We start from the raw sequence: 13654 nt of genomic DNA, 5'->3' as shown, positions 1-13654 counted from the left end.
GCCCCCGCCGGCGCCCGCGATCTTGCCACCCACCGCCCCTGCATCTAGAGCCCGCTCGTAAGCGGCATCGATATTTTCATCGGCAATTCCATCAGCAAGCGACTTCTTCAGTTCCCAGCCCTCGTGCAGAATGCGCCCGACCCGAGCGAGAGGTGCCCCGCTCTCGAGCAGCTCGCGGGTCTTGCGCGCTTGCTCCGCCATCTGCTTCAGCGCATCCATCTTCTTCTCTATGTTCTGCTTCTGCTTGCTGAGGATGGTGCTCGACTGCCGTGTGATGCCGGTGAAGAACAGCATGATGTATTCGCCGAGCCGCTGCCACCTGTCGCCCTCCAGGAAGAGCCGCGACACGCTGACCGTGTCATCCTGATTGAATACGAACTCGCGCACGCCCCCGTATGCGGCGATGTATTGATCCTGCTTGCCGATGGGCTTGCCCAGTATGTCTATCTCCACTCGGCATGCTTCGTCGGCAAGCTGCTCTGCGGTCACCAGCTCCCCTTTCAGGGCGTGGAGCGCGTGCAGCACTCCCACGGTTACAGCACTACTCGAGCCGAGGCCGGAGCCCTCGCTCGGGATGTCGGCCATTGTGGCGATTTCCACACTTTGGCTGACTCCGACGAGTCGCATGGACTCGCGCACCAGCTCGTGCTGAAGCTCGTCCACACTATCCACCATCTCGGTGCGCGTGTAGCCGAGACGGATCTTCTTGTCGAAGCGCTCCTTGATGATCACGTAGATATACTTGTCTATGGTGCACGAGACCACGCGGCCTGGGTGCTGGCGGTAGAAACCTGCGAAGTCGGTTCCGCCACCGGTGAGTGAGATTCGAAGCGGGGTTTTGGTGACTATCAACTCGGTTTCACAATCTCCTCGAAGAGTTGCTCATACTTGTGGACCATTTCGTGGACGTCGAACCTGGCGAGCGCGTGCTCTCGCGCGGCGGCGCCGAACCGCTTGCGCAACTCCGGGTCGAGCAATAGCCTCTTTATGCGCTCGGCGAAAGCCTCCTCGTCGTCGGGATCGACCAGGAACCCCGTAACACCTTCCTCGACGATATCGTCTACGCTCCCGACCCGCGTAGAAATGGCCGGCAGGCCCATCGCGTCGGCTTCGACGAGGCAGACCGGAAGCGTCTCGATGACAGGCTTGCTGCACAGGGTGATTACGTCCAGTGCGGACATCACATCGGGCATATCGGAACGTCTGCCAAGCAGCTTCACCTCGTTGCCGACGTCCAGAGAGGCGATGAGAGCCTCAATGGACGGTCGCTCGGGTCCTTCTCCCACGAGTAGGAAGCGGGCTTGCGGAAACTGGGCATGGAGCCGCTTTGCCGCACGCACGAACATTGAGTGGTTCTTCTCCGGACGAAGAGCGGCGACAATCCCGACGAGCAGTGCATCAGGTGTGAAGCCGAGTTTGCGCTTGAACGGCGCCTTGTCCTCCGGCGGTGTGAAGCGGCTAAGGTCCACGCCGTTCAGTATGTTCACCATCTTCTGGCGCGGTACTCCTACCGTTCGGTGCACGTACTCGACGTGCGCACGACCCGTAGCGATGATTCGGTCAGCGACCGGCACTGCCGAGCGCCACGCAAGCCGACGCCGGAAGCCTTTGTCGGCGAAGTTTGTGGTATGGAACACGGCGCAGTAGTGAGGAACGAAACCTTTGCGCCGCAGCCAACCGCCCCACAGCATCGGCAGTGGGCTGTCCGAGGTGAAGAGGAGGTTTGGGCGCACCTTGCGGCACAGCGCTGCAAGCGAACCGCGCGCTGCAAGAAAACCACGCCCGGGAGGACAGAGGTTTTCCGTCACGGGAACTCCCGAAGCCGCGAGTTCGTCTCCGATGGGTCCCCTTGCCTTCAGGGTGGCGACGTGGGGCTCGAACCGGGTTCGGTCCAAGCCGAGCATGACGCGCTGGTTGTTTCTCTCAGCGCCGCCTACGCCAAGCGCCGCTTCCAGAAAAAGCAGGCGAATCATCTGGCATGAGTCTACCGCCGTGCAAGGGCGTATCTGCACGCTTCCTGGCTTAAAGGTGCGTAGGCCAGCCGCACAGCGCGCCGGGCTTGGAGAATCTGCTTTACACCATCATGCGCAGAACCGCGAAATCCGTGTTAGAATGATGGCAGGACCATTTCCTCGCCGTGTCGTCCAAAATTGTGGGACGCGCACCGCTGCTGGGGCCTCGGTCGGGTCGTGGGCGAGCGAGGTGGTAGGTAGTTATGCGCTTTAGGCCCCTATTGCGCACATGTGGTCGCGAGCAGACCCGTGTGAAATCTGAAGGAGATGACAATGACGAGATACCTTCTCGTAGGTTTGACCCTCTTTGCGGTAGTCTGCGGCTGGGCTCAGACCCGAACTGTCGTCGCATCCTCCGGTGCACCGAGCGTGGTGCTCGGCGGTAATCCGCCCGACATTCAGAACCCCACGCTGTACCGCCTCGGGTTTAGCTCGGGCAACCTCGGTGCCGGCCTGGAGGAGCGTTGGACGGCGTTCCAGTTCTTCCTGTCGCAGACCTGCACGTTCGACGGTATCGAGGTGTACTGGTTCGACGTGGAGGGAGCCATCCCGACCCAGTACGGCTGGGCTATCTACGAGGACGACGGCAGTGATGCTCCCGGGACGCTCCTGTACAGCGGCACCGGCAACATTGCCGACCTTACCATCGGCGGCCGATCCTGGCCACACTTCGGGGCTGACAAAGCTGCGGTCTTCCCGACCGGAACCCGCACCCTCGCTCGAGGCAAGTACTGGGCGACCGTCTATGGCGTTGACGGCAACATTCCGCTGTTCGTCGGAGCTCCCGGTGGAGCGACCAACAACTTCGCCTACCGCAAGACGACCTATGGCTCTCCGTACATTCCGAACGAGACCAAGAGCTTCTGCATGCCTAACTACCAGGGTAGGATGGACGGAGGATGGCAGCTGCTCGGCGCCGGACCGCCCTACAACTATTCCGGCTGGAACGCGAATGAGCTGCCCGGCCGGTGTCTGTACCGCCCGGCGTACGTAATTGTCGACACTACTATCAGCGACGGCTCGTTCGTTACCGGGAAGCTCAAGCTGACCCAGTGGCCGGACGATCCGCCCTTCGACTACTTCCCGGGTGGCTTGGGCGACAACCCGATGCAGATTGACGTGCACTTCTGCGATCCGACAACCGGTTATCCGCAGATCATCGAAACCGTGTCGCTGGCTAGCGACGGCTCGTTCATCACGGACGTCGTCCGAGACGGCACCTACGATATCAAGATCTACATCCGCGACTGGTTTATCGGACGCTACACGTGCGGCTCGTTCCAGCAGCTCAATGTCTCGGGCTTCGGCCACTCGTTCCTCGGCAAGGTGATCCCGAACGTCACGGTCGGCGGTCTGCTGTACGACATCGGCACCGTTACGCTGACGAACGGCGACGTCAACCTCGACGCAACCATAAGCCTGCAGGACCTCAACAGGATCCTGATCAACTTCGGTGCCTCGGTGAACACCAACGATGGCTGCGCGACCGAGCCGAACTGGGCCAACTACTACGTCAACGACGACACGAACTACGACGGCGATATTGCGCTGTCCGACCTGAACACGATCCTGCTGAACTTCGGCGCCTCGGGCCCTGCCCGCTGGTAGCTTGCAGGGCTGACTCGGTGTAGCGCGATAGCGATACCATCCTAGTTGCTGCTCTTTTCGAGTCGAGCCGCCCCGGCACCGAAGTGCCGGGGCGGCTCTCGTCAATCCTGCACGGCGAGAGTGGGGTGATCCGTCCCGCTCCACGTCAGGCAGCACCCCAGAACATAAGGCCTGAACCCGAGAACCATGCTCGGATACGGAGAGTGTCGCGCTGGTTCCACCCCTTCGCGTTGACGACGGTTAGCGTCTATGCCCTGGCCCCGTCCGCCGTCCTGTAGTCGCCAGAGCGCACCGCGGCCCCAATCATCGGGCCGGGACATGATCCGGGCGTTCGTGTCGATAACAGCAGTGGACCGTAGCGATTGGGGAAGAAAGGTGGGTGCCTTTAGCGCCTTGCAGCATGCCTCGCGGTTAGGAACGACTTCAAAACCACGCGCCCATCCTGGTATCCGAGCAGCTCGGACACCGCGCGTTCGGGATGAGGCATCATCCCCACCACATTGCCCTCACGGTTACTGATACCGGCGATGTTGTCGTGCGAGCCGTTCGGGTTGCTCTCTGGTGTGGTCTCCCCAGCCGCATTGCAGTAACGAAAGACCACCCGCGGTGCTTCGCCCTCGGCGGGTACATAGCAGCCCTCGCCATGCGCCACGGGAATGCGCAGAACTTGCCCGACCCTCGCCCCACTGGAAGCAACCGCGTCGGTCGTCTCCACCCGGAGCAGCACGTCGCGGCAGACGAACCGTAACCCTACGTTGCGAACCAAGGCTCCCGGCAGCAGCCCACACTCGCACAGCACCTGGAACCCGTTGCAGATGCCGAGGACCGGCGTCCCTTCGCGCGCCATCTGTTGCACCGACTCCATGGCGGGTGAGAACCGTGCAACCGCCCCGCAGCGCAAATAATCGCCGAAGGAGAACCCTCCGGGCAGGATCACGGCATCGAAACCGGCCGGGATCGACTCCGCATGCCACACGTACTCCGATTCGTGGCCGAGCTTTCTCACGGCATGAAATGCATCTTGGTCGCAGTTGGACCCCGGAAAGCGGACGATGGCAACCCTCACGGCGTCGTCACTTCGATGGAGTAGTCTTCGATCACCGGGTTGGCGAGGAGCTTGGAACACATCTCACGCACCGCCTGCTCGTCCCCACCATCCATCTCGAACTCGATGAGCTTGCCGATGCGCATGTTGGAGACGGTGGGCCAACCCATGCGATGCAAGGCGGTCTCCACGGTGCGTCCCGCCGTATCGAGCAAAGCGGGTTTCAACCTAACATACACCCTCACTTGGGCCATGCACCGATTGTGGCACAGGGGGCCGAGCCCACTCACAGCCTCTGCTATAATCCCCAGTAGGAAGGGAGCTTTGGCCACACGCACTCGAAAGGCACCCGCGGTCCGCAAGGATGCGAACAAGCGGAGGAAGACGCATCGCGACGTCGGAGCGATCGTGCTGTTCCTCGCAGGCGTTGTCGTGGGTGGCGGGCTCCTGCTCGCGGACCGCGGCGTCGTCGGCCAGGCCGCTGCGGACTTATTCCGACTGCTTTTCGGTGTAGGTGCGTGGCTCGTTCCCCCTGCGCTATGGATGCTTGCGTGCGCCGTGGCCTTTGGGCGGGAGATACGCCTACCTAGCTTCACCGGCGGTCTCGTGCTGATGGTGCTGTGCGTACTCGGGTTCGCGGCACGCAGGGACGTCTTCGGTTCGTGGTTCGACCCGGAGACCCTGATGACCGGCGGCGGGTACGTCGGGGCGGGTCTTCGAGCGGCCCTGCACTTCGCGATTGGGGCTGCTGCGCCCGTAGCCATCGGAGCCATCGGCGTACTGGGCCTCGTCACCGCGACCTCGTTCCCGCTCTTCTCGCTGGTAGAGCGTGGCGCAATCGGCCTCTACACACGGCTGTCCACCGTGGTGCGTCGCAAACGAGCCGCGAACGGACTTCGTCCTGCACCGAACGGAACCCGTAGCGTTGCCGCTCGACTACGTCCAAATAGCGAGACGACGGTCGAGCCCACCGAGACCGCACTCGTCGAGATGCCCGCCTCACGAGAACGCCCCAAGCCTACGATAGCAGAGCCACCGAAGCCGCCGCGGACGCCTCCTGCCAACCTCGAGGGCGAGAAGCGCGAGGGCTACGTGCTGCCGCCCTTGTCCCTTCTTCACGATGCCCCGCCTGCGGACAAGGCCGGCATCAGCGAGGTGGGGAAGAAGATCGAGGTGCTGGAGACCACGCTGGAGGAGTTCGGGATCGAGGCAGACGTCGTAGAGGTGGCCCAAGGGCCGACGGTGACACGCTACGAGATTCGGCTGGGGCCCGGGATCAAGGTGCAGAAGATCGTCAGCCTCGCGGACAACCTCGCGATGAGCCTTGCGGCTATCGGGCTGCGCGTCGAAGCTCCCATCCCCGGCAAATCGGCCATTGGCGTGGAGGTCCCGAACGACAATCCCGGCAGCGTTTCGCTGAAGGAAGTGCTTGCGCGCAAAGAGGTGATGGGGCATCCGGCGCGCCTGCTGATCGCTCTGGGCAAGGACGTGTCGGGGGAGGCTCGATACGCCGACCTCGCGAAGATGCCTCACATCCTGATCGGCGGCGCCACCAACGCGGGGAAGAGCGTGGCGCTGGCATCTTTCATCGCAACGCTGCTGATGCGCAATACGCCCAAGGATGTTCGCCTCGTTCTGATCGACCCCAAGCGCGTTGAGCTGTCTCTATTCGATGGCATCCCGCACCTGATGTGCGGGGTGGTCAAAGAGGTAAAGAAAACAGCCTCTGTGTTCAAGGCGCTGCTGAACGAGATGGACCGCCGCTATGACGTGCTCTCTTCCAAGGGTGTGCGCAATATAGACGGATACAACCAGAAAGTCTCCTACAATGAGCGTCTGCCTTACATCGTGGTAGTAGTAGACGAGCTGGCCGACCTGATGATGCAGCAAGGCGCCGAGATCGAACACTGCATCTGCCGCCTGGCGCAGCTCGCACGTGCCACTGGCATCCACCTCGTACTGGCAACGCAGCGCCCATCGGTGGATGTCATCACTGGGACTATCAAGGCGAATATCTCCAGCCGAATCGCCTTTGCCGTATCCTCGGCCATTGACAGTCGCACGATCTTAGACGGGACGGGAGCGGAGAGGCTGATAGGGCGTGGCGACATGCTTTACCTGCCGATTGACGCCTCCAAGCCAATGCGAATCCAAGGGTGCTTCATTTCGGAAGCCGACATCTCCGCAATCGTAGATCACTGGAAGCAGCAGGAGGAGCCGAGCTACCTGTTGACACCGGTCGAGACCGAGGGAACCTCGTCGAACGGCGTGGACGAAAACGGCGATGACGACCCGTTATACATGGAAGCGGTGCGACTGGTGGTATCTGCCGGTCAGGCCTCGACCTCCATGCTGCAGCGAAAGTTCAAGATCGGCTATCAGCGCGCCGCGAGACTGGTGGACATGATGGAGCAACGCGGCGTTGTCGGTCCTATGGACGGCCCACGTCCCAGGGAGATTCTGATCTCACGGTCGGAGTGGGCCGAGCTGTACGGCGAGCAGCTGTAGTCGACGATCTCTTCCTGCCTCTCACCGTCCCCGGTGCTCGAGGGGCTCCGACTAGCCAGCCTGGGCCTGAGCCCCTATCTCCTGTCACTCGCAGTGGTGAGGGGCCTCGTCACGCCGCGGCAGGCCTCAGCAGGGGTGGGCAGCCGAGGAGAGAAACGATCGGCGGCAGGATCGCATCATGCTTACCACTGCAAACGCATTCGTCTCATCGCTCGCTTCCTACTGCGCCGACCACTTGCTGGAAGAGAAGCTGCTGCTCGCCCCGCGCAGCCGCATCGGATGGCAGTGGGTGGACGCCACGGTGCTTACCGGCGTCCCTGTGGCGAATATGCGGGTGCGAACCGTGTACGGCCTGGCTCGCGACATACTCGGGGGGCAAACCTCGGGCCTGACGCTGCTCCCGTACGAGGCCGGGCCCATGCTGGTCGAGCGCGCTTGGGCAAACCTTCCTCCGAACGGTTACCTGACCTCGTTGGATCCCGGTTTCGGGCTCTTCGAGCGGGCTTACGAGACAGTGCGGACGCTTCGAGTAGCGGGTGTGGATCCGGGCGAGTTGGGTGAGCCTGCCTTCGAAGTGCCGACCAAGGGCACCGAGCTGCGAGCGCTTCTCGATGCATACGTGCGCGAGCTACACGGGGCAGGCTTGGCCGACCATGCCGACCTGCTGAGGGCCGCCCGCGCCGCACTTCCCGCTGCTTTCCCGGACCGTGTCACCGTGCTCGTTCCCGCCGACTTCAGCGAGCGGCTCGGCCGTCTGGAGCGCGAACTGCTCGAGGCGATTCCCGCTCACCGGGTGCACGCGCTGGATGTGGACGGCCCAGGCCCCCTGGGCTCGCCATACCAGGATCTGGAATTGCTTCGGTATCTTGCCGAGCCGATGAGCGCGCCGCGTTCCGCAGGCGATGACAGCGTGCGGTTCTTCCACGCCATGGGTGAGGAAGTAGAAGTGCGAGAGGCCGTACGCCGAGCTTTCACCGACGGCCCGCTGGACACCACGGAGATCCTGTATTCCACCTCCGACCCCTACCTGCCGTTGCTCATCGAGGTCTTCTGGCGGATGCAACCAGAGGGCACCAGCGAGTTGCCAGCAACCTTCGACGAGGGCATCCCTTGCCAGTACGCCAGGCCGGGTCGGGCGCTTCGCGCATGGGCGAGTTGGGTGCGCGAAGGGCATCCTCAGCGCACCGTAACCGCGATGCTGCGAGAGGGACTTCTCCGGCTGGACGATGGAACGACCCCACACGCCGCAGCAAAAGCTTTCTCCGAGGCGACCATCCTGCGCGGAATCGACCGATACCGACCCAGGATGGCGAAGTTCCGGCGGTCGCTCGGGCTACGCTCGTTCGAGGGCGAAGCGGAGGTAGAGGACGAGGAACGGGGCCCTCGAGTCCCCTCATGGCGTCCGAACGACTGGGAAGCTGCGGAGGCAGCAGTAGAGCGATTGCTGGCTGTGACTCCGCCACCTGGCGCGGCGACGGAGCAGGTGCTGGAATGTGCACAGAGTTTCCTGACCGAGGTGTGTGCATACCGCAACGAGTTGGACAACTACGCGCGAGAGCGAATGAAGGGGGACATACGAAGCCTGCAGATGACACTGACAGCGATAGGCTCTGCAAGTACGCTGTTCGACGTGTGGGCTTGGTTGGACGCTCTGCCGGAAAACTCGCGGATCAAGGGCGAGGGGCCGAGGCCGGGACGGGTGCATTGCGCACCGCTATCGTCTGGCGGCCACTCCGGCCGGACGAACACGATCATCTTGGGGTTGGACGAGAGCCGCTTCCCTGGACGGCTCTATCAAGACCCCCTGCTGCTCGACGCAGAGAAGCAGGCGCTGTCCGAACATATGTCTACGGCGGCGCAGAGAGTTCGCCTGAGGCTTGCGGAGTTCCAGCGCCTGGCTGCGCGGCTGCGCGGGCGCGTGACGCTCGCGTTTAGCAGTATGTCGCTGGAGGACGGGCGAGAGCAATTCCCCTCGTCGGTGTTCCTGGATGCTTACCGACTCGTCCGCGGCCCTCGCGATGCGGAAATGCGCGTGGTGATGGAGAAACTCGGGCCTCGTGTGGGCTTTGCTCCGGACGACGAGGGCCGTTGCTGCAGCATGAGCGAGTGGTGGCTCTGGCGTTGTTGTGCCACCCCCGACCCTACCGAGGCCACCGAAGCGCTGTGTGCTGCACACCCGAACCTCGAGTTCGGACTCGAGGCGCGAACTGCCCGTGAGAGCCCGGACTTTACGCCTTACGACGGGTGCATCCCCAACCCGCCGCCCGTTCTAGACCCGCTGGCCGCGGAAGGACCTACCATGTCTTCCGGTGCCCTCGAGACTCTGGCGGCTTGCCCTTTACGCTACTTCTTCCGCCGCGTCTTGCGGGCCAAACCTCCCGATGCGGAGCCGGACCCCGACGAGTGGCTCGATGCCCTGCAGTTCGGGAGCCTGATGCACGAGGTGTTCGCGACCTTCGTGCGCGAGCGGATTGGCGGACCGCCGGAGACACTGGAGGAGGCGCGTGGCCGCCTTCGCGAGATACTGGACGAGCGAATCGCCCATCAGCGCGAGGAGTGGCCTCCGCCATCGGAAGCAGCAGTGGTGGAACAACGGCGGCGCATGGAGACGGTCTGCGAGGCCTTCCTGCAAGAGGAGATGGAACGGGACTCGGAGCCCGTGTACGTGGAGGTATCCGTGGGGCTCCCGCTGAACGCTCCGGCGAGTGGAGTGGATCGGCGCGAGCCCGTGTCGGCACCCATACAGGGCCGTACGCTGCGTCTCGTCGGGCGGATCGACCGGATAGACCGGACGGGCGATGGCTACCTGCTGCTGGACTACAAGACGGGCAGTGATAGGCGTTTCCGTGACCGGAAGACGTATGAGCAAGGCAGGATTCAGCAGCCGTTGGTGTACGTGCACTTGGCGGAGGGCGTGCTAGGACAGAGACCGGTGTCCTTCGCCTATCTTTTCCCCTCCGGACGCGGAGACGACGTGCGTTACGTGTGGCCCGCGGAAGACCTACTGTCGTACAGCGAACAGATCGTGGAACTATGCAGGCTGGCTGCTTCCGGCGCCTTCCCTGCTACGAACGACCACGACGATTGCGAGTACTGCGACTATCAGAGGGTGTGTGGAGACCACGAAGCCGTGGTCGAGCGCTCAGCGAGGAAACTACTCAATCCCGAGAACCATGTCCTCGCACCGATGCGACGATTGAGAGGTGTGAATGAAGCCACCTCGTGATCAACTAGAACGCGACCGCATCGAGCAGGTGTTGGATCGGTGCCTTTTGGTGGAGGCCTCGGCAGGCACGGGAAAAACGCGCTCCATGGTTCGACGCATGGTGACGCTACTGCGAGCGGGGGAGTGCCCCATCGAGACGCTGTGTGCAGTCACGTTCACTCGCAAAGCCGCTGCTGAGCTACGCGACCGTTTTCGGCTAGAGCTGTATCGGGCATCCAGGGAGGCGACTGACAGCGAGGCAGATCGGCTCTCCGCCGCGCTTGCTGGCCTGGATGCCTGTTTTATTGGCACGATTCACGCTTTTTGTGCTCGTCTGCTACGCGAGCGGCCCGTCGAGGCACAGGTGGACCCTGCCTTCCGCGAAATCGAACCGGACGAGGACGAAGAGCTTCAGATGGAGGCCTGGCGGGCGTATGCCGAGCGGCTGCACGCGACTGATGACCCGCTGCTAGCAGAGCTGAGTGCGGTAGGTCTGACGATGGGGGGGCTCCGGTCTACCTTCCGTCGCTTCGCCACCTACCCGGACGTGACGAGCTGGCCCGCGGAGAGTGTGGAGTTAGGTGATCTGTCGGAAGTGGCTGCTGCTCTCTCCGACTATGCGCGGCACATGCAGACGATTGCGGCGAACTTCCCGCCGAGTCCGTCCGGTGATGACTTGGTGCATCTCTACCGGACGGTCCCACGCATGTTGCGCTCCCGCGACCTAACGAACCCGGCAGACCTGATGTTCGTGTTGGAACGCTTCGAATCGGGCCGAACACCCACACAAAAAGACTGGCCGCACGGCAAAGAGGTGGCGAAGGCGGAAGGTGCTAGGTATCAGGAGTTCCAACAGACGATTGCTCTGCCAGCGCTCGAGCGGTGGCGCGCACACCGCTATCCCGTGTGTATCAAAACTCTTCATGGGGCGAAGGAGGAGTACGACCGGCTCCGACGCGAGCGCTGCGTGCTGAACTTCCAGGATCTACTACTGCGCGCCGCCTCCCTGTTACGTGACAAGCCGCATATCCGCCGGTACTTCCGCAAGCGGTTCACGCACCTATTGGTTGACGAGTTTCAGGACACCGATCCGATCCAGGCCGAGGTGATGATGCTGCTAACAGCAGACGACCCCGCGCAGCAGGAGTGGCGTCACTGTCGGCCCGTTCCCGGCTCGCTATTCGTAGTAGGCGATCCGAAGCAGTCCATCTACCGATTCCGTCGCGCCGACATCACCACCTATGAGCAGGTGAAGAAGCTGATAGTAGCCGGTGGGGGCGAAGTAGTAACGCTCCGTGCCAACTTCCGCAGCTCGCCCGAAATCGTGGACTGGGTCAACGCGACGTTCCGCCCGCAGTTCGAGGCGCACGACAGTTCCACTTCGCCCGTTTACACGCGGATGGAAAGCATGGGAGACCCCGATGGCGAGCCCGCTGTGTTCTCGGTCGAGATCAGGAAAGACGGGAGAAAGGCTGACGTCGCCGAGCACACGGACCGCATCGCCAACTACGTGGCAAGCGAGATTGGCGGTGACCGGGCCGCGGCGTGCGACTTTCTGCTGATCACGCCGGACAAGAAACATATCTCTCTCTACTCCGCCGCGCTCCGTGCCGCGGGGGTGCCGAACGAGGTCACGGGTGGCGCTGCGCTTCGGGCCGTTCCTCAGGTGAGGCTGCTTTCGGATCTGGCGTGGGCCCTCGCCGAGCCGGACAACCCGCTCGCCACTCTGGCCGTGCTCCGTGGTGAGGCCTTCGGGCTGTCCGATCCCGATCTGTTCGAGCACGCGCGAGCAGGAGGGGAGTTCTTGTTTGGAAAGCCCGGAAAGACCGAGTTCGTGAAGGCGTGCTTCGAGCGACTAAACCAATATGCGGACTGGGCATCCCGCTATCCCCCTGCCGTTGCGCTGGAGAAGGCTTTGGAGGATTGCGGCGTGTGGGCACTCGCAGCAAACGACGAAGACGGAAGTCGCCGTGCGGGGAGCATCGGCAAGGCGCTGGCGCTGGTTCGCAGCGGTGTCACGCAAGATTGGACGCTGCTTGCCACCGCGGAGCGACTGCGCCGGCTAGCAGAGGGCGAGGACGAACAGGATGCCGTTGCCGCCGTGCATCCAGCGCAACCGCCCGCGCGTGTGATGAACCTGCACCAGGCGAAGGGACTGGAGGCCGAGCAGGTGTTCCTCGCCGGTACGGGTGGGGCTCGTGACCACCCGGCTGATGTGCACATCGACCGAACCGACGTCGAGCCACGAGGGTACATCGTGGTCACCGAGGAACGTAGATCCCAGAACCAAACGTTGGCCCACCCGTCGGGCTGGCCGCAGTACGCGGAGCGGGAACACGCGTTCCTGCAAGCCGAGCGCACGCGACTTCGCTATGTGGCCGCCACGCGGGCGAGGTCCAAGCTATTCATCGCGGCGGAACGCACGCAAAAGGGCTTCTCCAAGAGCTCGCTTTGGAGCGCGATCCATGAGGCGAGCGAGGGTCTTCCGGAGATGGCGGAGCGGCAACCGGTGTATGTCGACTCGGATGCCGAGATGCGGCGGGTCGGCGTCCACGAGCCTGCCGAGGCGGCGGGGCGCATACGAGAACGTTGCGAGCAGGCGGTCAAGCCGAGCTACGAGAGTGTTGCCGCCAAGCAGCAAGCGGTGGGGGCGGTGTGGCTCCCTCCGTCGGGTGACGACACCGGGATGCGATGGGGCTCTGCTATTCACCGGCTGCTGGAGCGTGCGCTGGGTGAGCCTGCACTGGACCTTCGTATCGCGGCGACGGAGGCACTGGTCGAGGAAGATCTCTCCCTCGATGGGTTGGACGAGGCAGTGGAGACCGTGAGCGCGGCGTTGCAGTCGGACCTGATCCAGCGCGCGAGGGCAGCGTCATCCTGCTACCTCGAGTTTCCGTTCTCTTATCTGGAGAGCGAGGAACCGATGCCTCGCATCGTGCGAGGCGTGATTGACCTCGTATTCCGGGAGGACGAGGGCTGGGTGGTGGCCGACTACAAGACCGATGCCGTCCCCGCGACGGGACCCGGGGCACTAGTGGAAAAGTACGGGCCGCAGATTCGGGCGTACGCGGCAGGCTGGCGCCAGATTGTCGGTGAAGAGGTCATAGAAGGCGGGCTGTACCTGACCAAGACACGGCAGTACGTCCAAGTGCCGCTGCAGGCAGACGATTCGTGACTCCATGTCACTCGCGGAGGCCGTACGCCAAGGGACTGGGTTCCCGCCTTCGCGGGAATGACAATCAGTTGCACAGTGAGGGCCCTAAGCCGTCATTCCCG

8 protein-coding genes are annotated in these 13654 nt (G+C 63.1%); 4 read left to right on the top strand and 4 right to left on the bottom strand.

Annotated features, from left to right (window positions below; genetic code table 11):
• Together HRF45_09905 and HRF45_09900 are read right to left on the bottom strand one after the other, a co-directional pair.
• A partial coding sequence (locus HRF45_09905) for a GHMP kinase (GenBank protein MEP0766836.1) occupies window positions 1-852 on the bottom strand: 852 nt, incomplete at its 3' end.
• Window positions 849-1973, bottom strand: coding sequence for a glycosyltransferase (locus HRF45_09900; GenBank protein ID MEP0766835.1), 1125 nt, complete (start codon window positions 1971-1973; stop codon window positions 849-851). The genes HRF45_09905 and HRF45_09900, both read right to left, overlap by 4 nt.
• A 312-nt stretch (window positions 1974-2285) precedes the next feature.
• Here HRF45_09900 and HRF45_09895 point away from each other — a divergent pair, with 312 nt between their 5' ends.
• Complete coding sequence (locus tag HRF45_09895; GenBank protein ID MEP0766834.1) at window positions 2286-3620, top strand: hypothetical protein; 1335 nt, start codon at window positions 2286-2288, stop codon at window positions 3618-3620.
• A gap of 385 nt (window positions 3621-4005) precedes the next feature.
• Here HRF45_09895 and purQ read toward each other — a convergent pair whose 3' ends face one another.
• Window positions 4006-4686, bottom strand: a complete 681-nt coding sequence (purQ, locus tag HRF45_09890) for a phosphoribosylformylglycinamidine synthase I (protein MEP0766833.1) — start codon at window positions 4684-4686, stop codon at window positions 4006-4008.
• Entirely contained in the window at window positions 4683-4919 is a 237-nt protein-coding gene (gene purS, locus HRF45_09885; protein ID MEP0766832.1) for a phosphoribosylformylglycinamidine synthase subunit PurS, read from the bottom strand. Before purS ends, purQ begins: the two co-directional genes overlap by 4 nt.
• Before the next feature lie 70 nt (window positions 4920-4989).
• Here purS and HRF45_09880 point away from each other — a divergent pair, with 70 nt between their 5' ends.
• From HRF45_09880 to HRF45_09870, 3 genes are all read left to right on the top strand, one after another.
• Entirely contained in the window at window positions 4990-7173 is a 2184-nt protein-coding gene (locus tag HRF45_09880; GenBank protein MEP0766831.1) for a DNA translocase FtsK 4TM domain-containing protein, read from the top strand.
• Between the two features lie 178 nt (window positions 7174-7351).
• Window positions 7352-10399, top strand: coding sequence for a PD-(D/E)XK nuclease family protein (locus HRF45_09875; GenBank protein MEP0766830.1), 3048 nt, complete (start codon window positions 7352-7354; stop codon window positions 10397-10399).
• A complete protein-coding gene (locus tag HRF45_09870) occupies window positions 10383-13553 on the top strand; it encodes a UvrD-helicase domain-containing protein (protein MEP0766829.1) in 3171 nt (1056 codons plus the stop codon). Before HRF45_09875 ends, HRF45_09870 begins: the two co-directional genes overlap by 17 nt.
• The last annotated feature ends 101 nt before the right edge of the window (window positions 13554-13654 follow it).

The sequence above is a fragment of the Fimbriimonadia bacterium genome, from assembly GCA_039961735.1.
GTDB lineage: Bacteria > Armatimonadota > Fimbriimonadia > Fimbriimonadales > JABRVX01 > JABRVX01.
Note: the sequence above shows the minus strand (reverse complement) of the source record. Positions and strands in the feature narration are given on the sequence as shown.